We start from the raw sequence: 18,413 nt of genomic DNA, 5'->3' as shown, positions 1-18,413 counted from the left end.
CCGTCAATGGCAGACGTTTGGACTAAAGATCAAGACCTTAAATTTTATGGTGTTAAAATCGGCGCTCGCATGACGGCGGTTCGTCTGGACGAAAATGTGTTCGTTCATTCTCCGATCAAATTAACGGATGATCTTGCCAGTGACCTACAGGCTACGGGAAGGGTGCGATGGGCCGTAGCCCCCAATAAAATGCATCATCTTTATATTGCGGATTTCAAGAAGCGTTTTCCCGAAGCCGCTGTATTCTGTGCGCCTGAATTAGATAAGAAAAGAAGCGACTTTAAATTTGACGGTGTCATTAGCAACGAACAAAGTTTTCCGTGGAACCCGCACCTGCATCACGTATTTATCGAAGGCGCACCATTTTATAATGAAGTGGTCTTTTATCATCCTAAAACAAAAAGTCTTATCGTTTCGGATCTTGCGACAAATTTTCAACATTCCGATTCCGCAATGACGAAGTTCTTTTTGACTCTTTTGGGAAGCTATCGACACTTTGGCTGGACGAAAACAGAAAAACGTCTTTTCATTAAAGATAAGACCGCCTTTTACAGATCCTTGGATAAAGTTTTATCTTTTGATTTTGATCGCGTCATCCTGGCCCACGGTGAAATCGTGGAAACGGGTGGCAAAGCTATGATGACACAGGTTTTTGGTCGCTCTGGTTCTTAATTTAAAAATTAAAACTGCTCTTCGTGATTGTGTACACGACGTGCGGAGTACCATCAAGATCCACGTGACCTGTTAGGCGGCCGCCCAATTTTTCAATGGCCCTGCGCGATCGAAGGTTGTTTACGCCGATTTCAAAGATCACATTGTCGACAAACTTAAATGCATGAAGAAGCATGATCCTTTTTAGGTCGCAATTGTAGAGTCCGCCCCAATAAGCTCTTGCCAAAAAGGTATATCCGATAGCGACCTGAGAAAGCTCGGGACGATAATCGTAGTAGCGTGAACTACCCACGGCCTTCCCACTTTCTTCGATGACGAAGGCCCCGCCAGATTTGATCGCCAGCTCAAAGAATTTTTCAAAGACTTCTTTCTTGTAGCGTTCACGCTGAGGATGAAGTTCCCAAATCAAAGGGTCCGAAGCGACGGCAAAAAGCAAGTCGAACTCGTTGCTTTTTAAAGGTCTTACCTTGAGAAGCTCTCCAGTCAGAGTGGGCTGAAAATCGAAGTTTTGATTCTTCATGCAAAGGGTTTATCGAGGTTTAGTATCTAATACAAGAATTTTCCTTTACGCGTAAACATCAAGGCGACGACAGTTTGCCGCCGAGGATGGTTTACCCAGATTATCTATTTCTTCCTGCCAAGTTTTTTAAAACCCACTGCCACCGTGGCAGTGGGTTTGTCCTTTCTGCCCTCAAATCAAATGAATATTTACTCAGCGTGTGGCATTATTCTGACTGTCGAATTTTTGCTCTGAAAGGACTTCGAATGTTTTCGCAAGAAATTGAACCTGGCATTCTCGTAAAAGAACTTTCACTTGAAGAACTAACTCAAATTCTTGAAAGTCATTTCAATAAGGCCTTTGAAAATCAAGCGGATGCTGCAGTCACTCCGGAAATTAGCGAAGAAGCCAAAGCCCAAATCAAGCAAAGAAGAATTCAGGATTCTCGCTATCGACTGCGCTTAGGGATTTTCGTTAATGGTGAAATCGCTGGTTGGCACTACGGGTATTCAACCGATGCCGAAACTTATTACATGCAGAATTGTTATTTCTGGAACTCTTTTGCACGAACGTTTTCGTTTCCTGGTTGAGTTAGAATATTTTTACAACTCGGCTCGCAGGCAGGCTTTTAATCGGAATATTGGGCTCGACATATAGTTTCCAAGAAAATCGACTGTTGACGTGGAATTTCTCGGATCAAAGTCGGGTGGGTGGTCGTGCCGTGCTAGGCTTTACCACCGTTCACGCCAGCCTGATGATGCTCGCTCAGAGAGGATAATTTCTTCATGCCCACCCAATCTTGACAATTCTTTTTCGTAAAGTGCGCTATAAGACTTCCCATCGATTTAAATTATTAGGAGATAACCATGAAGTCTATTTTAGCTCTTTTTGTTCTTCTTTTTTCTGCTCAATCGTTTGCAGCAAACCCTTGCGAAAACTACGCAAAAGCCGCGGCAATTCGCACTTACAAAGCTGCTGTAGGAACTGTTCAAGGTTCTGAAGGCATTCAATATTCTTCCGTTAAAGAAGAAGGTTGGAACAATCCTTATCTTTACACTGTGACAATTGCTGACAACAACGAAGATGGCGAAACTTGGGAAGTGGACTACGAAGTACAAATCCAAGACAAAGCGGGAAAATGCAAAGTTCTTTCTGTTAAAGAAGTTGCTAACCGCTAATAGCAGATCCTTTATTTCTGAAAAAAGCCCAACAATAAAAGTTGGGCTTTTTTTTACTCTATATCGCGATAAATGGGGACGGTTTACTGGACCCAACGTTATGTAGTTCACAAGCGAGCTGTACATTGTTCTGCAGTATTTTAACAGTTCTTTCTACACAGCTTTTTGTTTTAGAAATTAAAAGTTAAATTAGGAGTTCTCACTGAGGAGGACTCTATGTTTGCAGCTCGCTACGTACCTGGCGAAAAAAAACTTTCACTCACGGATATTCCTAAACCTAAACCTGGCGCACGAGATGTCTTGCTAAAAGTTCGCGCCGCTGGAATTTGTCACTCCGATCTTCATGTTCTTGCGGGAGAAGTTCCTTATCCGAATACCTTCACCATGGGACATGAAGCTTGTGGCGAAGTTGTAGAAAAGGGAAATGAAGTCACTGCGGATATAAAGATCGGTGGTCTTTATGCGGTTCACGGTCCCAATCCTTGTGGTGACTGCTCCTACTGCCGCACCGGTCACGATAACCTGTGTAACGGTCCCGGCAGAACCTTTGTAGGGCTAGGACAAGATGGCGCTTATGCGGACTTCTTAGTCGTGCCAGCTAGAAACGTTGTCGAAGTTCCGAAAGGAGTTTCTCCCGAAGTGGCGGCCGTTGCGACGGACGCGGTATTGACTCCTTATCACGCAATTAAAACTTTAGGTGAAGTGCAAACCAACTCGAAAGTTTTAGTGATCGGTTTAGGAGGCTTAGGAATTAATGGTGTGCAAGTGGCGGTTGCCTTAGGTGCCAAAGTCACTGCCACTGATTTGCGCGAATCAAGCTTAGAGCTTGCGAAAAAATTTGGCGCTACTGAAACGGTCAACTCTAAAGAGATTGAGAAAAAAATCAAGCCCGCTTCGTTTGATGTGGTTGTGGATTTTGTCGGTCGTGATTCCACGTTCACTCAAGCGCAAACTTTGGTACGCCCCGGGGGTACGATTGTGTTGGTGGGCTTAGGCTCTTCGCATGTTCCCGTAATAAGTACACCGCTAATCAGCTATCAGGTGCGAGTGCAAGGCGCATTCTGGGGAACTCACCAAGAGATGCATGAAATTTTCCAATTGATTGCTGAAGGAAAAATCAAACCTCAAGTCGAAACGGCACCGATGAAAGATGTGAATCACTGGCTTGAAGAGCTAGAGGCGGGGAGAGTCAAATCGCGAATGGCGTTATTGCCGGCACAAATGTAAAAAGAAAAGGGGGCGCTGGGCCCCCTGAAATAGTCTCATCGATTACTGAACTTTCTTATCTTTTCTTTGAGCCTTAGCTTGTTTACGTTCCTCCTTTTTTTCGGCACGCATTTGCTTACGCTCTTCCTTTCTGGCTTCACGCATTTCTTTTTTGCTATCGCGAGACTCATGTTTCTCATGAGCTTTGGCATCTTGGCGGTTCATTCCAGAGACAGCTTGACCGATAGTGCTCGGATGCAAACCCAGCTCTTTAGCGATTTTCCCCCAGCCCATTTTGTCTTCTGTTCTCATTTTCAAAATTTCATCCACTGTTTTACCGGATTCTTTGCTTAAAGCTCCAACAACGGCAAATTGGGATTCAGATATTTTGGAATCCTTCATGGCCTGAATTTGTTCGTCGGTCAGACTGTATTTTTCTTTAAGTCGGGCCTCATAGTCAGGCTGAGTGGCCTCTTCGGTGATCTGTGTTTCAGCGGCAGTGATTTCGTCTTCGGCTCTAGCCAGCATCGGATTCGTCAAAGCCAGAACTAGGACTGACAGAATTAGTTTGTTGTTCATTTAACACTCCTTCGTTAGAAAGTGATAAGCCACTTTGCCAATATTTCGTTTTCTTTATAATCTTGATAACCGCTGCGCGAACGCTGTTGGTAAGACCGTAATACGAAGCTGCCGGACGAGTTTGCTGTAAAACGTCGCATCGCTTCGGCGGAAAGATAGAGCGCGCTGTAGGTCTCTTTCGAGGTGTCGACCTGACTGACAACCTTGCCATTTTTGCGGGTGACTTGAGTTTCAGTCGTTAAATCACGACTTAAAAAACTTGTTTGTTTTAGTCCAAGTTCGGCACTGATATTCCAAAATCTATTCAGTGTATAGTCCGTTAAGACGGACATATCGATATAAAAGGCGCTGTATTCGCTCGCTGAAGAAAGAATCACTCCAGCTTCGCCATAACCCTCTATATAGACTTGCGATGTAAGATCGTAGCCCAAAGTGGCACTGCCGAAGATCGAATTATCAAAACGGCTTAATGACGAGAAGCTGCGCGCTTCATATCCCGCGCTTAAATCCAAAGTCAGACTTTGACGAAGGTTTTTGCTTTGGGTTACCGCCGCAGCAAATGCGTAGTTATTGAAAGAAGAGTCCGTTGTTGCCGGTTCTCCGTGCACGTATTCTTGACCTTTCAATTCAAACTCGCAAGTTCTGTTACCCAAGCAATCAAGTTCATCGGAAACACCAAATGAAAGCATGTCGTTGGTGTCCGTTTTATTATAGTCCTGGTATTGAAGACGAAGTCCCAATGTGTGCCCCGAAACGGAATAAAATTTATTCGACGTTCCCGCCAAAAAGAAAAAATCGCCCTCTTTTTCCGAATCCGTTCGTAGTGCGTTGTCCGTCATCCCGACTTCCAATCTGTTTCTTGAACTCCACTCTGCATGCGCATAAGAAGAAAAACCCAGCAGGAATACATTGAAGACAACAAGATGTCGTAATAGTTCCATAGACGTCATTATAAAAATTCGGACAATATTAAACAGAAGAAACGCCGCCTAGAATATAATGATTTCAGCTTGATACGCTGATTTAAATAGAGATGTTCGATCCAGATAAAACGATTTTTTGTGAAAAACTTTTGAACAGGGAATATGAAGGTGGTTATGAATGTGTCTTCTGTCGTAAGCGAAGAAGTTGAATCACTTCTTCGTCAGAGACCTGCCCGAAGGTTTCATAAAATTGCCCCACGAAGGCAAAGGCGTCGGTTTCTAAAGGACAAAGAACATCATCTATTTCTTCGCGCATTTCCTGCGCCGCTCTGAGGGAACCTGCAGGCACGGCAAGATAGACCTCATTAGCTCCCTTGCTTTGCACATACTTAGCGGCAATTCGCGCCGTGACTCCCGTCGCAAGACCGTCATCGACCAGATAGACTGTCTTACCTTTAAGCTCTTTCAGGTCTCTGCCGCCACGGTATAGCTGTCTGCGCCGCTCGAGTTCTTTCTTCTCTTTATCTATTGTTTTTTGCACGGCCGTTTCGGAAGGTCTAAATTCTGCCGGTATGTCTGGATTGATCAAAAAAAAGTTTCCTTCTGTCAGGGCCCCGATACCAAATTCCTCATTTTCGGGATGACCAATTTTTCGTACGATAAGAACATCATACGGGATGTCCAGAGAATGAGATAGTTCGTGCGCAATAGGCACCCCACCTCGAGGGAGAGCTAACAAAACAGAATCGCGATTAAGAGGATGGCCTTTCTGTTTTAGGAAGGTGGCCAAGCGGTGACCGGCATCTTTACGGTCTCTATATTTTATAAATTTGATGGGACACCTCCAAATCTAATTTTAAATATAAAGGTGTCCAGGGGGTATTTCTAATGTATTCTTTGGAACATGGAGCAATCACCCATTCACAATCTTCTTTGGATCGAAGAGCTTTTGCCTGTTGGCTACGACTGTGTCCCTAAAAATGGGGGCATGGCTTATTATGTCGACATGAAGCTTGTCCTTATTTTGGTCGAGCGCCGCGGACTTTATGAGCATAAAGGTGTCAGCTATCCTTTCGAACTTTGGAACGGGTGTATTTTTCCTGTTGAAAAGAAAGCTCAGAATGCGTTCTTCCTAAAATATCTTTTTTTAGAAAACCATCCCGCGAATAAAGATTGGCTTTATATCCCGGCAGAGTCTGAAAATTTTGAGGACGAAGTGAAGCAGATGATGCGTGAAATATCGCGGGGTAATATGTTGCTCGGAATTCCTGTGAAATCTTCCGAGTTATCCAAGCCCGAAAAAGTCGAGCGAGCGCCGAAGAAGCCTTCCCCACAAAAAACGAAGATAAGTAAGAAGGGCGAGAACGCTTTTCTTTTGTCTATTGCTAAGAAAAATCGAAAGTAAAAACGCATCCGCGTTCAAGTCTGCGCCGGGTTCTGCTTTTTAGCAGAGTGCGGCTTTAGTTTTGGCTGGCAGTGACGAAGTCTTTGGTCCATTTCTGCCAGTATTCACAATCCACGACCGGATCTTTAATTTGCACCGGTTCGTGGAATTCCAATTTGGCGTGAATTCGTTCTAAGCCAAAAAGATTGTACAAATGCGATGGCAAAAAGTCGTCGTCGATATAGGCTGCGGCTCTTAAGGGTAAATAAGTAATACGAAAAGGTTGAAAGAAAAAATTCTTTTCGTAAGCGATTTCAAAAGCTCCTCGACGCCATACTTTCTTTTCGTGCATGCAAGTCGTCCCTGAAGGGAAAATGGCTATGCGCTGACCATTGCTTAAAGCTTCCTGGACAGATTGCCTTGCGAGCTGTCGAGAAGATCCGCTTTCGCGCCTCACAAACACAGTATCAATTTTTTTTGCAGCCGATCCGATGATGGGCCAAGAACCGACTTCTTCTTTCGCGACGAAAGAAAGACCTCGTACGGTGCTCATAAGAAGGGGAATGTCGAGATAGCTTACGTGATTTCCCAAGAACAGCAGCGACTTTTGCTCTGAAACCTTCCCTGATACTGCAAGATCAATACGCAAGCGAGAAAGCATGTCTTGCGCCCATTGAAGTTTTAGATCCTCCACGCTGGCTTCGGGATGTTTTGATTTTTGCAAGTAGTGATAGGTTTTTGCGAAGAGTCCCACAGAATCAGTCAATGATGTAATGGCTTTCATGCCCTGATCATAGAGGCATTGATGAAAGAATCCATGTTTTGATTAAGTCAAGACGACCTGACAAAACCATGACACGACAAAATGTATTTTTGCTTTCACCCTTTACTTAATGAAGGAAATCAATTTTCTGGGCCTGGGCTTTGAAGTGGGCCAGGAGCAAAACGGACTTAAGAGTTCTCACGAATATTTTCGTCAGTACTTTCCTTTCTTGAAGAAGCAGGGATATAGCCTGATTGATTGTGGAGAAGTCTTAAGCAACGAGCCTTACGGAACAAAGATTCGCTCTGTTGACGACATTTCTCTTTTTAATTGGCTTCCTTATAAAGAAGCCTACGCAAGAATTCAGTATCTCTTAAAACAACCCGAAGTTCTTTTAAACTGGGGTGGCGATCATAGCGTGGCTTTAGCGACGGTCGGTGCCTTTGCCTCTCAGAATCCTGAGGGCTATATTGTCTGGATTGATGCACATACGGATGTGAATCTTCCCGAATCCTCTTTGAGCGGAAACTTGCATGGAATGCCTCTTTCGATCTTGTTAAACGTGCAGGGAATTGCTTCCACTCATTTTTCTTGGATTCAGAATGTCGTGCGGGCAGACCGTCTTATTTATGTGGGTGTACGGGATCTAGATCCTTTTGAGAAAGAAATCGTGCGGGAACTAGGAATTACCGCGTTCACCGCGTCGGATGTTCGCTCTCAAGGAATGAGAACGATTTCTCGCAAAGTTCTTTCTCAAGTTCAAGGAAGACCCTTGCATGTCAGTTTTGATATCGACAGCTTAAGTCCTGAAGTAGCGCCTTCCACCGGCGTTCCTGTTTCTCAAGGATTGACGTTGGATGATGTGACGACGTTAGGACGAAGCCTTTCACAGCACCCATCTTTGAGTTCTGTAGATATCGTAGAGGTGAATCCCTCGTTGGGAAGCGCTGACGATGTCTTTAAAACCTATTTTGCAGCTCTTCAATTTTTAATGTCCTTGATTCACCCGGGGGAAATCCATGATGGCATTAGTCGATCAATTAAAGCAAACTACGCAGCTTCGTTGGAATCGAGTCCATAAATTCAAAGCCAAAATCAATATGAATATTGAAGTCGGCTCTTATGTGATTAAAACTGCCGAGACTCCTGAAGAATTGATCGAAAGTTTTCGTCTGCGCCATGAAGTGTTCAATCAGGAATTCCGCGGAATGACGGGGGCGGGACTTGATTTTGATAAATTCGATTACTACTTCGATCATTTGATCATCGTTCATAAGGAATTGAAAAAGATCATCGGTACGTACCGTGTCAACTGCTCGAAGTTTTCTAAAGAGTCCTACACGGCCTTAGAATTTGAACTGCAAAAGTTTTTCAGCGAAAACGAAGGTCCTTTTTTGGAACTAGGCCGTGCTTGCATTCATAAAGACTATCGCAAAGGCTCGATCATTTCGCTCCTATGGAGAGGGATTGCGGAATACATGAATTTAAGTGAAGCCAAAGTTCTTTTTGGCTGTTCTAGTTTAAAAATCAATTCACCTCGCGAAGCTGCTTTGACTCAGAAGTATCTTGTCGACCAGGGCTTGGTTTCCAATAAGTATCCCTGCAAACCAACGAAGAAGTTCACGATGCAGGATTTTAGAAACTGGTATGAGTACTTCGACAAAGGACTGACGGAAGAGCAATCCGCAGAAGCGCAAGAGCTTATTCCTTCTCTTTTAAAATCTTATTTGAAGTTGGGGGCGCAGGTTGCGTGCGAACCGGCTTTTGATGAAAATTTTGATTGTATTGATTTATTAACAGTTTTGCGTAAAGAGGATTTGGCGCAAAGTTTAGCGTCTCGATTCTCGATTTCGAAGTAGCGACTTCACTCGTAAACCCCGTAAATGCTTGTATTTACGGGGTTTATTTTCACCCATTGACTATTCAAGTAATCTATTGAACACTTGAATACATGACGAAAACAACTCACCCTTCGACTGATACGCAAAATCCCAAAGACCTTCGCAAAGGTGTCTATGAGACCATCAGTCAAATTGTTTCTGCATTTGCTTCTCCAGCGCGTTTAAAAATCGTTCAGATTTTGGCGCAAGCCGAGTGTAGTGTTGAAGAACTCTCCATTGAAACGGGCGAATCAGTCGCAAATGTTTCGCAACATTTACAACGACTTGCTCGAATGAAAATCGTGAGTTGTGAGCGTCGCAAACTCAGTCGTATCTATCGAGTCACCAATCCCATGGTTCTTCAACTATGGGAGGGATTTCAGAATCTAGCTCACGAAGTGGATGAGGAATTAAATCACAAAGAAGATCTTTTGACGGACTCAACATTGCTTGCAGATGAAACTCCGGGTGAAGTATTTGATCTGGTAGCAGAGGGCAAGGCTCTGCTTGTGGACGCTCGCACAGCTAAAGAATCTGCGATGACAAAAGTCCCTGGAGCTTTAGCGATTCCTGCAGAAATTCTTGTTAAATCCACTCATCCAAAAACTTTGGGTTTGCTGAAAACAAAACCTGTGTATGTGTATTGTCGAGGACGGTATTGTTCCTATGCGACTGAAGCTGTCCGCCACTTACGTGCACACGGTTATAAAGCCTATCGATTAAGAGATAGCCCCTTCCAACTTCAATTGATTCAGGGAGATAAAATATGACATTCACATGGTTAGGTCTCTTTGCTGCAGGATTAGGTACTTTTATATCACCGTGTGTATTGCCTATGGTTCCTGTTGTGGCAGCGAACTATATTATGACCGAAGGCACATCGAAGTTTGCACGAGTTCGTGCGACATTGCTTTTCTCTCTAGGTTTTCTTTTGACCTTTACTTTGATGGGAATGAGCCTTCCTTTCGTCACCGATTTCTTGGGCGAATCAAAGGTTTATCTTCTGATAATCTCAGGAATTATCATCCTACTTTACGGCCTTAAAATGTCGGGACTTGTTTTAAAGAATAGTGATGACTCTAAGGCTTTTTCTTGGATGTCACGATCCGCTTATTTGCCAGATATTAAAAAGTATTTTCCAAAGTCACTTCATGGGTTCATATTTGGCGCGACCTTTGGATTAGCTTGGACACCGTGTGTAGGACCAATCCTTGGTGGCGTCTTGGCTTATGTGGCAACAAAGGATCGCACGCTGTGGGAGAGTGCTTTGATGATGCTAACTTTTGGATCCGGAGTCGTAGCGCCTTTTGTAGCTTTGGCTTTCGGGGGCGAAGTTGTGTCTGAAAAGCTTAAAGCTATCCGCAAATATCTTCCAAAAATTGAAGAAGCGACGGGGTACGGCTTAATGATCTTGGGTGTTTTTATACTAACCCAAAGCAATCTTCCTGCTGTTTTTGAAAAGGAAACCGCGGTGACTGAAGTTGAGTTCGTGAGTTCAACGGGCGAAAAACTAACTTTAAACGATTCTAAACTTGCCCCGCACAAGTTGCTGTTCTTCCATACGGATACGTGCCCCGTTTGTCACGCAATGGAGTCCTATCTTCCAGCGGTCGAAGCAGAATGTAACTCCAAGAATGTACAAATTGTTCGGGTGAATGTAGGGAAAGCTGAAAATCAGAAAATCGCGGATCTCTTCAACGTACGTGCGGTGCCCACTGTGAGTTTGATATCACCTGAAGGTAAAGAACTGGCTCACTCGGTGGGATACCAAAGTGAAACCAAACTTCGCCAAGGATTAGATATGATTCCGCATACGACTTGCATGAAGAAGCATAAAGTTCCGCCTGCGGTGACTCCGCCAAGTGAGTTCAATGAAGGACAAAGTTGTGACGATAGTGGGAATGGACTTACGTGCTAGAACCCTTTTTGATACAGGGATCATATTCAAAAGAATCTACTTAGCAGCCTAAACACCCAGTAGTTGAAAACCTACTGAATACAAAATTCTCATTCTTTGACTTTCACGCTTATATGGCCGACAACCCGCCAACACAAAGTGAAAGGAAATCTGTCATGTCAAAATTGATTGTTGGCGTTCTTTTGTCCCTAATTGCAAGTGTCAGCTTCGCTAAAACTGATAAATTGGTCGTTTACTCTTCTTACGACGGTGCTCGTTTGGGACCTATCTTTGCTCCCTTCACTCAAGCTACTGGTATCCAAGTGGAAGTGGTAAATGCTGGTTCAACGGATCTTGTAAATCGTCTTGCCGCTGAAGGCGCGAACACACCAGCGGACTTATATCTTGATAAAGACATCGTTTACCTAGGACAAGCGGACAGCAAAGGTCTTTTGCAAGCTTTCAATGCTCCGTATGTTACGCAAAACATCCCTGCTCACTTGATTGATGCGAACAACAGATGGTTTTTGATTTTCTATCGCGCCCGCGTGATCATGTACAACACGAACAAAGTAAACCCAGCAGACTTGTCAACGTATGAAGACTTGGCTGATTCTAAATGGGAAGGGCACCTTTGCCTAAGAACTTCTAACAACTCTTACAACGAAGCCTTGGGTGCTTCATTCGTTCACCACTTAGGTGAAGACAGAACTGAAAAGATCTTTGCGGGTTGGGTGAATAACTTAGCCCTTGATCCAATCAAAGGTGATACAGATCTTATCCACGCTATCGCGAGCGGAACTTGCTCTGTAGGTATTGCGAACACTTACTATTTGGCTCCTCTTGTTCGTGACAACCCAAGTTTCCCAGTGAAACCTTTCTTCTCAAACCAAAAAGACGTTGGTGCGCATATCAACGGCGTTGGTATCGGTATCACGAAAGCTTCCAAAAACTTGAAAGAAGCCAACATGCTACTTGAGTACCTTGCTTCTAAAAAAGTTCAAGAAGTTGTAGCTAACGGTTTCAGCCAATACCCATCGAACCGCACAGCTGAAATTGCTCCAACATTGATCAACTTCGGCGCATTCGTTGAAGATACAACAAACGTTGGAACGATCGCTGAAAAAGCTCCGAAAGCAAAAGAGTTGATGAATAAAGTCGGTTACAAATAATTATTCATTTTTTGCTAGCTTGGAAAAGCCGCTCTTGAAAAAGAAGCGGCTTTTTATTTGTCTTGTGCATTGGCTAAGGTTCAAAAACTTGTTCCCAGAAGGGGAGAGCGCCAAAGGTGGAATTCTCTCCTCCATAGACCATCAGATGTCCGTTTTTTAAAAGCGTCGCCGTGTGATGACTGCGAGCTTCTTTCAATGGCTGCGCTAACGTCCACCGATTTGCTACTGGGTCATACACGCGAACATTTTTATCGGACGTCGTTGAAATGCCGACCAAGCCGCCCGTAAGCACGACTTCGCCGGAAGACAGAAGATTTGCTACCGGAAAGAGCAGTGCCGCATCCAAGGAAGGACCAGCACTCCAGGAGTTTGTGGTAGGATCATAAATCTCCGTCGTGGTTGTGGGGTTGCCGGTGCTCACATCCACTCCTCCCAGAGCCAGAACTTTTCCAGAGGCCAATGTGATTGCCGTATGGTAAGCGCGCGGTGAGGTCATTGAAGCCGCCGCAGTCCACGTATCAGTAAGAGGCTGATAAAGATTAACTCCAAAAGGGCCTACAAATAAATATTCCCCTGTCTTTAAGGCAACGGCGAGATCGTAAGAACCATTAGGGCGATCCGAGGAAGCCGTGCAGGAGCCTAGAGCGGGATCACAAATTTCATTTTTGGTAGTTATAGATGTGATATTGTTGGTCCCACCCGAAACAAGAACTTTCCCTCCAGGCAAAGGGATTGCCGAATGGAGCATGCGAGGTACGACCATGTTTATCGTTGTGATCGAGTTCGTGTTTGGATCATACACGTCAGCAGTCTGGATTGCATCGTTGTTCGCATTCATTCCGCCCGCGATAAATACTTTTCCCGAAGTTAAAAGTGTCGCCGTGTGATATCCGCGGAACGTGGAAAGATTCGGTCCCGTCGTCCACGTGTTCGAAGAAGGCGTATATATCCTCGTGCTTGTTGCAGGATTTGCGCCTTCAACTCCGCCAGCGACGAACACTCGGCCATCGTTCAGCAAGGTCGCCGTGTGATAAGATCTGCCTGTTAAAAGTGATGGAGCTTTCCATTCTGGAGAAGTCATCGGGCTAAGACTGTAAGACTCAACCGTGGCCATGGCATTTGCTGGATCTGCGCCACCGACGAGAAGAAGACGGCCGTCATTCAACGTGAAAATAGGAGACATCGCTCGGCCTTCATTGAGAGTTCTTTGATCCATCGTCCATGTGTTAGTAGCAGGATCATAAATTTCAGAACTGACAAGGCCGGCACCAGTTGTGGATTGACCACCAATCACTAATACTTTTCCACTCGCCAGTGCGATAGCTCCTGCGGCATTTCGCGCCACTAAAAGCGAAGCGCCTGCACTCCAAGTGTTGCTTGCGATATCATAGATCTCAACTGAGCTTAAGGCGCCCGAAGGACTGTAACCCCCGGCCACAATAAGTTTTCCATTTAAATATGTCACAGTATGGCCCGATCGCGCTTCCGTCAGAGAGGCTGCCACGGACCAAGAGTTCGAAGCGATATCGTAAATTTGCAATGACGCTAAAAAGGTGGTCGATGATCCGCCAATGACAAAAACTTTTCCACCTGTCCCATCAGGTACCAGCGTCGCGGTGTGGAAGTAACTAGGAGTGGGCATATTCGGAGTTAAGCTCCACGAGTTTGTCGTGGGATCGTAAATTTCAGCGGGGGCGGGAAGGGACGTACCACCCATATCGCCAGTACCACCGATGATCAGAACTTTTCCATTCGGTAAAAGTGTCGCGGTATGTGCAGAGCGATAGTGAGACATGGAGGGTCCTGAACTCCAAGTATCAGAATCGGAATCATAAATGACACTCGAATTAAAAGTACCTGCGCCGTCTTGACCGCCAACTACCAAGACTTTGCCATTAGAAAGAACAGTGGCTGTACTGCGCACACGTGCTGCGGGAAGGGAAGCCGCTGCACTCCAAGTATTGGTAGAAGGATCAAAGATTTCACTGGAGGCTTGATACACAAACGTTGGAGCCGTTGATAAACCACCAGCGACTAATACTTTTCCATTTTTCAAAAGTGCCGCAGCAGGAATGAAGCGATCCACCGACATTGAGGCTTCTGATTTCCACACATAAGCAGAAAGATCCAATTTTTCAGGTGTGGCGTGAACAGATGCGGTAGTGCTTGGTGAGGGAATTCCGCCTAGAACCACTAAATATTTTCCAGCAATATTCGCTGTGTGGAAAATGCGGGGGCCAACTTCCAGATCATCTAAAGTGCTCCATTGATTCGTCGATGGATTATACATCAGCGTGTCTTTGTAAGCCGTGGTAGCTGTTCCTCCACCGACAACAAAAATTTTATCCCCGACAAGAGTCGCTGTGTGAGATTTGCGAACGACGCTTAACGGGGCCCCGTCTGAAAAAGTTCCATTAACCCCCAATGTCGGATCAAAGATCGTAGTGTCAGTGAGTGCGGTCGTGCCATCGACTCCGCCGATAATAACAACCTTTCCATCTGGAAGCCGGGTGGCCGTGTGATCTTTTCTGGATTTAGTTAGCGACTGGCCTGCAGCCCACGAGTTGCCGCTCGGATTGTAAAGTGCCGTTGTGAGAAGAGTAGAAGTGTTTCGTCCTCCGACGACAAGAATTTTTCCGTTCTTTAGTAAAACCGCGCTGTGATAAGCGCGCGCCGCCGACATCGCCGCCGCCGACGTCCACGTATTGGTTCCAGGATTATAAATCTCGACAGAACTGCTGTAATTCGAAGTTGTAAGAACGTTGGTGTTGGTCGTTCGTCCACCCATAACGACAACACGGCCATCTTCTAAAAGAGTCGCCGTGTGATAACAACGGCCGGTCGTTAAAGATGCGGCCGTACTCCAGGTGCCTGAAGTCGGGTCATATATGGCCGTGGTGTTTAGACAAGCGGAGCCGTCGTTAGCCGTAGTTCCACCAATTAGCAGAACTTTTCCGTCTTGAAGTAAAGTGGCGGTGTGGTTCAATCTTGCCTGCGGAAGATTTTCGGCTTGTGACCAAACTCCTGTTTCTGGATCATAAAGCTCTACGCTAGTAAGTGCAGTCGTAGCCGGGATGGGAGAGGTATCGTAGGCGCCACCAGCTACAAGAATTTTTTTATTCAATAAAGTGGTTGCGGTATTTAAAGCTCTTTTAATCGAAGGATAATGATTTCTGGAAGGCTTAGACGAGTTTATTGTTGTATCAAGACTAGGAAAAACGACTTCATCAGCGGAGTCGATTTGGACTTCCAAAGTACAACCACTCAACAGCGGCAAAAGAACCAACATGATTGTCCCAAGGACGGTACCGGATACGTTCCTCATAAATATATGATTACTTATCGGGTAGTTATGGGGGCCTTATTAGGCAATAGGTGGGGAAAGGGGATTTTAATTTGGTAATTTCTACGTCTCAAAATAGGACGTCATCGTTTGAAATCTTATAGCGCTGCGGAAAGGATATTTTGCGTTCCGCGATAGACTGGATCTGGAACACCACAGAAAACTGATGAACTGATATGGTGCGGTGGTGGTGCAGCACGACGTAAACTGCGAATTCTTGAATGAAGTTCGGATCCGAAGGCGCTGCGCACAGCCTAAGTCCAAGTGACTGTCTTTATCCGCCAAAGTTTTATATACTGGGCTTTGAAGATTTCGCAATTGTTTTAGAGATACATAATTTCGAGGCTCAATAATGAGAAAAGAGTTTTACATCGCCCTTGTGGTCGTGTGTGCGTTGAACGTTTTATTTTATTTCTATTGGACGATCGGGTTGTTATCTCTCTTCTTTTTCGTTCCCTTTTTCGCCTTGGGTATTCGCGATATTCGTCAAACTCGTCATGCGATCAAGTCAAACTTTCCGGTCTTTGGGCATTTTCGTTATCTTTTGGAATCGATTCGCCCCGAGATCAATCAGTACTTTATCGAGTCAAATACAGACGGCCGCCCGTTCAGTCGTGAACAACGTTCGGTGGTTTATCAGCGCGCCAAAAAAGTTTTAGACACTGTTCCGTTTGGAACTCAGCACGATGTTTATAAACAAGGTTATGAGTTTGTGACTCACTCCATGTATCCCAAACATGTCAGTGAAAAAGATCTGCGCATCATGGTGGGCGGAGAAAAATGTAAACAGCCTTACTCATTATCTTTACTAAATATCTCTGCAATGAGCTTTGGTTCTCTTTCGACGAACGCGATTCTATCTTTGAATGGCGGCGCTAAAGATGGCGACTTCGCTCATAACACGGGGGAAGGTGGTATTTCTCCGTATCACTTAGAAATGGGTGGAGATCTCATTTGGCAAATTGGAACAGGTTATTTCGGTTGCCGCACTCATGACGGCGTTTTTGATCCCGAGCTTTTCAAAAAGAATTCGCGACACCCTCATGTGAAGATGATTGAGATTAAGCTCTCTCAGGGTGCTAAGCCGGGGCATGGCGGGATCTTATCGGGAAAGAAAGTCACGCAAGAGATCGCAAATATTCGTAACGTTCCTTTAGGGAAAGACGTGATTTCTCCTCCGGGACATAGTGCTTTCCACGATGCCGCAGAGATGTTGACCTTCATTGAAACCTTGCGCGAACTTTCCGGCGGAAAACCCGTCGGTATTAAACTATGCTTAGGGCATCGCAGAGAATTTGAAGAGCTGGTGTCGCTAATGGCGAAAAAGAATTCTTATCCTGACTTCATCGCCGTTGACGGAGCTGAAGGTGGGACGGGTGCTGCGCCTTTGGAATTTTCAAACTACATGGGTATGCCCGGCATCGACGCTTTGGTGATTGTCGTAGATACTCTTAAAAAATTTGGCGTGCGCGATAAAGTAAAAGTATTGGCGACAGGAAAAATCACGACGGCGTTTGATATCGTGAAGCTTCTTTGTATTGGTGCTGATGCCACTTATGCGGCTCGCTCGATGTTGTTGGCCTTGGGTTGTATTCAGGCCCTTCGCTGCAACAACAACAAATGCCCGACGGGAGTAGCAACACAAGATCCAAATTTGGTAAAAGGTCTTCACGTTCCCACGAAGCGCGAACGTGTTAAGAATTTCCACGGCGAAACCCTGGGAACAGTGGCGCATATTATCGGCGCGATGGGATTCTCAAGACATCAAGATCTCAGCCGCGCGGACTTGTACAAGCGCATCGATGAGAATCACATTAAAACCTATCAGGATCTTTACCCTGAACCGACGCCCCTGAACTCGAGTCACGGTGAGGAAGCCAGAGAGATAAGTCTTAAGCCGGAAACTGTTTAAGCGTTTTTGCTGGAGGAACCAGGGCGAGCATGCTAAACCTCAAGTAAAGTTGAGGTTGGCATGTCTGGCGCAAATGAATTAGGGCAAACACTGAGTGTTGGAGAGCTATCGAAAAGATCCGGCGTTCCTGTATCTGCTATTCATTTTTATGAAGAAAAAGGCCTGATCAAATCATGGCGCACGGAAGGCAATCAAAGACGCTTTCCTCGAGGCATGTTGCGCGTGGTTGCCATAATTAAAGCGGCGCAAAGTGTTGGATTTTCTCTTCTGGAAATCGCAGAAACCTTGAAACTGTTGCCTCAAGATCGGTCACCCTCCCAAGCCGACTGGCAAAAGATATCAACGAAATGGAAAAAAGATCTTGAAGAAAGAATCACGCACATGACGAAGCTGAAAAATCAGCTGAATAGTTGCATTGGTTGCGGATGTTTGTCTCTAAAAGAATGCCCCTTAAGAAATCCAAAAGACAGATTAGCGAAAAAAGGTCCCGGTGCCGCTCTTCTCTAAAGGAACGTATCACCGCAGCTTTTTGTATCTTGACCTCAAGTTAACCTGAGGTTTTAGAGTGGACCTTCATTAACTAGAGAGGTCCTTCATGGAATATTTAACGTATAAAACACTTCATATCATCAGTATCGCGGCCCTTGTTGTCAGCCTGGGATTTATAATCGGCGGATGCTGGATCGGCGGCAAAAACGCTCTTCGCAAATGGGGCTTCATCACCCACGGCATTAGTTGGATCTTAGTTTTTGTGACAGCGTTCAAGTTGGTTGGAGTTCTAGGTATGCACGAGAATTTTCCCAACTGGGCGCAAGCAAAGACGGCATGTTGGATTCTTCTTGGATTGGTTGCGTTCGCTATTAAGAAGAAGCCCAAGTTCGTCGCGATTCACTACGGAGTAATTTTGATTCTTTCGTCAGTGGCTATTGGGCTTGCTGTTCTTAAGCCTTCTTTTTAGTTCTGAAAATAGATTTTAGATCTCTGGCTTTGAGTCAGAAGCTCCTT

The 18,413-nt window shown here is 45.1% G+C and carries 19 protein-coding genes; 13 read left to right on the top strand and 6 right to left on the bottom strand.

The window, feature by feature from the left end:
• Positions 1 to 6 precede the first annotated feature (6 nt).
• Positions 7 to 672, top strand: coding sequence for a DUF4336 domain-containing protein (locus AZI85_RS10250; RefSeq protein WP_063243987.1), 666 nt, complete (start codon positions 7 to 9; stop codon positions 670 to 672).
• Position 673: 1 nt separating this feature from the next.
• Here the strand turns inward: AZI85_RS10250 and AZI85_RS10245 are convergent, their stop codons facing one another.
• The gene (locus AZI85_RS10245) at positions 674 to 1,192 is read right to left on the bottom strand and encodes a GNAT family N-acetyltransferase (RefSeq protein WP_063243986.1); all 519 of its coding nucleotides are present in this window, start codon (positions 1,190 to 1,192) and stop codon (positions 674 to 676) included.
• Positions 1,193 to 1,437: 245 nt separating this feature from the next.
• Between AZI85_RS10245 and AZI85_RS10240 the strand changes: the two genes are divergently transcribed.
• The 3 genes from AZI85_RS10240 to AZI85_RS10230 all read left to right on the top strand — a co-directional run bounded on the left by AZI85_RS10240 (position 1,438) and on the right by AZI85_RS10230 (position 3,576).
• Entirely contained in the window at positions 1,438 to 1,761 is a 324-nt protein-coding gene (locus AZI85_RS10240; RefSeq protein ID WP_063243985.1) for a hypothetical protein, read from the top strand.
• A gap of 276 nt (positions 1,762 to 2,037) precedes the next feature.
• The gene (locus tag AZI85_RS10235; RefSeq protein WP_063243984.1) at positions 2,038 to 2,349 is read left to right on the top strand and encodes a hypothetical protein; all 312 of its coding nucleotides are present in this window, start codon (positions 2,038 to 2,040) and stop codon (positions 2,347 to 2,349) included.
• Between the two features lie 216 nt (positions 2,350 to 2,565).
• On the top strand, positions 2,566 to 3,576 hold the full coding sequence (locus AZI85_RS10230; protein WP_063243983.1) for a zinc-binding dehydrogenase: 1,011 nt from the start codon (positions 2,566 to 2,568) through the stop codon (positions 3,574 to 3,576).
• Positions 3,577 to 3,618: 42 nt separating this feature from the next.
• Here AZI85_RS10230 and AZI85_RS10225 read toward each other — a convergent pair whose 3' ends face one another.
• From AZI85_RS10225 to AZI85_RS10215, 3 genes are all read right to left on the bottom strand, one after another.
• Positions 3,619 to 4,134 carry a hypothetical protein gene (locus AZI85_RS10225; RefSeq protein ID WP_063243982.1) on the bottom strand — a complete coding sequence of 172 codons (516 nt, stop codon included), beginning with the start codon at positions 4,132 to 4,134 and terminating at the stop codon, positions 3,619 to 3,621.
• A gap of 14 nt (positions 4,135 to 4,148) precedes the next feature.
• Entirely contained in the window at positions 4,149 to 5,075 is a 927-nt protein-coding gene (locus tag AZI85_RS10220; protein ID WP_155723990.1) for a hypothetical protein, read from the bottom strand.
• Between the two features lie 154 nt (positions 5,076 to 5,229).
• A complete protein-coding gene (locus AZI85_RS10215) occupies positions 5,230 to 5,847 on the bottom strand; it encodes a phosphoribosyltransferase (protein ID WP_063243980.1) in 618 nt (205 codons plus the stop codon).
• 114 nt (positions 5,848 to 5,961) lie between these two features.
• Here AZI85_RS10215 and AZI85_RS10210 point away from each other — a divergent pair, with 114 nt between their 5' ends.
• Positions 5,962 to 6,462: a hypothetical protein gene (locus AZI85_RS10210; RefSeq protein ID WP_063243979.1), complete on the top strand. Its 501-nt coding sequence runs from the start codon at positions 5,962 to 5,964 to the stop codon at positions 6,460 to 6,462.
• A gap of 55 nt (positions 6,463 to 6,517) precedes the next feature.
• On the opposite strand, the gene AZI85_RS10205 is transcribed toward AZI85_RS10210, so the two are convergent.
• A complete protein-coding gene (locus AZI85_RS10205) occupies positions 6,518 to 7,225 on the bottom strand; it encodes a lysophospholipid acyltransferase family protein (RefSeq protein ID WP_063243978.1) in 708 nt (235 codons plus the stop codon).
• A gap of 109 nt (positions 7,226 to 7,334) precedes the next feature.
• On the opposite strand from AZI85_RS10205, the gene AZI85_RS10200 reads away from it, so the two are divergent.
• The 5 genes from AZI85_RS10200 (at position 7,335) to AZI85_RS10180 (ending at position 12,153) form a co-directional block, all read left to right on the top strand.
• On the top strand, positions 7,335 to 8,285 hold the full coding sequence (locus AZI85_RS10200; protein WP_063243977.1) for an arginase: 951 nt from the start codon (positions 7,335 to 7,337) through the stop codon (positions 8,283 to 8,285).
• Positions 8,224 to 9,063, top strand: coding sequence for a GNAT family N-acetyltransferase (locus tag AZI85_RS10195; RefSeq protein WP_063243976.1), 840 nt, complete (start codon positions 8,224 to 8,226; stop codon positions 9,061 to 9,063). The genes AZI85_RS10200 and AZI85_RS10195 overlap by 62 nt, the downstream gene beginning before the upstream one ends.
• Positions 9,064 to 9,155: 92 nt before the next feature.
• Positions 9,156 to 9,854 (top strand): ArsR/SmtB family transcription factor, encoded by a 699-nt coding sequence (locus AZI85_RS10190; protein ID WP_063243975.1) that lies wholly within the window; start codon positions 9,156 to 9,158, stop codon positions 9,852 to 9,854.
• Positions 9,851 to 11,002 carry a cytochrome c biogenesis protein CcdA gene (locus AZI85_RS10185; protein ID WP_081110978.1) on the top strand — a complete coding sequence of 384 codons (1,152 nt, stop codon included), beginning with the start codon at positions 9,851 to 9,853 and terminating at the stop codon, positions 11,000 to 11,002. The genes AZI85_RS10190 and AZI85_RS10185 overlap by 4 nt, the downstream gene beginning before the upstream one ends.
• A 155-nt stretch (positions 11,003 to 11,157) precedes the next feature.
• Positions 11,158 to 12,153 carry an extracellular solute-binding protein gene (locus AZI85_RS10180; RefSeq protein WP_253720942.1) on the top strand — a complete coding sequence of 332 codons (996 nt, stop codon included), beginning with the start codon at positions 11,158 to 11,160 and terminating at the stop codon, positions 12,151 to 12,153.
• A 73-nt stretch (positions 12,154 to 12,226) separates the two neighbouring features.
• On the opposite strand, the gene AZI85_RS10175 is transcribed toward AZI85_RS10180, so the two are convergent.
• The gene (locus AZI85_RS10175) at positions 12,227 to 15,442 is read right to left on the bottom strand and encodes a kelch repeat-containing protein (protein WP_063243973.1); all 3,216 of its coding nucleotides are present in this window, start codon (positions 15,440 to 15,442) and stop codon (positions 12,227 to 12,229) included.
• A 406-nt stretch (positions 15,443 to 15,848) separates the two neighbouring features.
• Here AZI85_RS10175 and AZI85_RS10170 point away from each other — a divergent pair, with 406 nt between their 5' ends.
• The 3 genes from AZI85_RS10170 to AZI85_RS10160 all read left to right on the top strand — a co-directional run bounded on the left by AZI85_RS10170 (position 15,849) and on the right by AZI85_RS10160 (position 18,366).
• The gene (locus AZI85_RS10170; RefSeq protein ID WP_063243972.1) at positions 15,849 to 17,408 is read left to right on the top strand and encodes an FMN-binding glutamate synthase family protein; all 1,560 of its coding nucleotides are present in this window, start codon (positions 15,849 to 15,851) and stop codon (positions 17,406 to 17,408) included.
• A 60-nt stretch (positions 17,409 to 17,468) separates the two neighbouring features.
• Positions 17,469 to 17,915: a redox-sensitive transcriptional activator SoxR gene (gene soxR / locus AZI85_RS10165; protein ID WP_063243971.1), complete on the top strand. Its 447-nt coding sequence runs from the start codon at positions 17,469 to 17,471 to the stop codon at positions 17,913 to 17,915.
• A gap of 88 nt (positions 17,916 to 18,003) precedes the next feature.
• Positions 18,004 to 18,366, top strand: a complete 363-nt coding sequence (locus tag AZI85_RS10160; protein ID WP_063243970.1) for a hypothetical protein — start codon at positions 18,004 to 18,006, stop codon at positions 18,364 to 18,366.
• The last annotated feature ends 47 nt before the right edge of the window (positions 18,367 to 18,413 follow it).

This window comes from Bdellovibrio bacteriovorus (assembly GCF_001592755.1).
Classification (GTDB): domain Bacteria; phylum Bdellovibrionota; class Bdellovibrionia; order Bdellovibrionales; family Bdellovibrionaceae; genus Bdellovibrio; species Bdellovibrio bacteriovorus_E.
Note: the sequence above shows the minus strand (reverse complement) of the source record. Positions and strands in the feature narration are given on the sequence as shown.

What these genes read in the sequence shown, in the direction of transcription:
- AZI85_RS10250 (WP_063243987.1), top strand. Translation starts at nt 7, where the DNA reads ATGGCAGACGTTTGGACTAAAGATCAAGACCTTAAATTTTATGGTGTT.
- AZI85_RS10245 (WP_063243986.1), bottom strand. Translation starts at nt 1,192, where the DNA reads ATGAAGAATCAAAACTTCGATTTTCAGCCCACTCTGACTGGAGAGCTT.
- AZI85_RS10240 (WP_063243985.1), top strand. Translation starts at nt 1,438, where the DNA reads ATGTTTTCGCAAGAAATTGAACCTGGCATTCTCGTAAAAGAACTTTCA.
- AZI85_RS10235 (WP_063243984.1), top strand. Translation starts at nt 2,038, where the DNA reads ATGAAGTCTATTTTAGCTCTTTTTGTTCTTCTTTTTTCTGCTCAATCG.
- AZI85_RS10230 (WP_063243983.1), top strand. Translation starts at nt 2,566, where the DNA reads ATGTTTGCAGCTCGCTACGTACCTGGCGAAAAAAAACTTTCACTCACG.
- AZI85_RS10225 (WP_063243982.1), bottom strand. Translation starts at nt 4,134, where the DNA reads ATGAACAACAAACTAATTCTGTCAGTCCTAGTTCTGGCTTTGACGAAT.
- AZI85_RS10220 (WP_155723990.1), bottom strand. Translation starts at nt 5,075, where the DNA reads ATGGAACTATTACGACATCTTGTTGTCTTCAATGTATTCCTGCTGGGT.
- AZI85_RS10210 (WP_063243979.1), top strand. Translation starts at nt 5,962, where the DNA reads ATGGAGCAATCACCCATTCACAATCTTCTTTGGATCGAAGAGCTTTTG.
- AZI85_RS10205 (WP_063243978.1), bottom strand. Translation starts at nt 7,225, where the DNA reads ATGAAAGCCATTACATCATTGACTGATTCTGTGGGACTCTTCGCAAAA.
- AZI85_RS10200 (WP_063243977.1), top strand. Translation starts at nt 7,335, where the DNA reads ATGAAGGAAATCAATTTTCTGGGCCTGGGCTTTGAAGTGGGCCAGGAG.
- AZI85_RS10195 (WP_063243976.1), top strand. Translation starts at nt 8,224, where the DNA reads ATGATGGCATTAGTCGATCAATTAAAGCAAACTACGCAGCTTCGTTGG.
- AZI85_RS10190 (WP_063243975.1), top strand. Translation starts at nt 9,156, where the DNA reads ATGACGAAAACAACTCACCCTTCGACTGATACGCAAAATCCCAAAGAC.
- AZI85_RS10185 (WP_081110978.1), top strand. Translation starts at nt 9,851, where the DNA reads ATGACATTCACATGGTTAGGTCTCTTTGCTGCAGGATTAGGTACTTTT.
- AZI85_RS10180 (WP_253720942.1), top strand. Translation starts at nt 11,158, where the DNA reads ATGTCAAAATTGATTGTTGGCGTTCTTTTGTCCCTAATTGCAAGTGTC.
- AZI85_RS10175 (WP_063243973.1), bottom strand. Translation starts at nt 15,442, where the DNA reads ATGTTGGTTCTTTTGCCGCTGTTGAGTGGTTGTACTTTGGAAGTCCAA.
- AZI85_RS10170 (WP_063243972.1), top strand. Translation starts at nt 15,849, where the DNA reads ATGAGAAAAGAGTTTTACATCGCCCTTGTGGTCGTGTGTGCGTTGAAC.
- soxR (WP_063243971.1), top strand. Translation starts at nt 17,469, where the DNA reads ATGTCTGGCGCAAATGAATTAGGGCAAACACTGAGTGTTGGAGAGCTA.
- AZI85_RS10160 (WP_063243970.1), top strand. Translation starts at nt 18,004, where the DNA reads ATGGAATATTTAACGTATAAAACACTTCATATCATCAGTATCGCGGCC.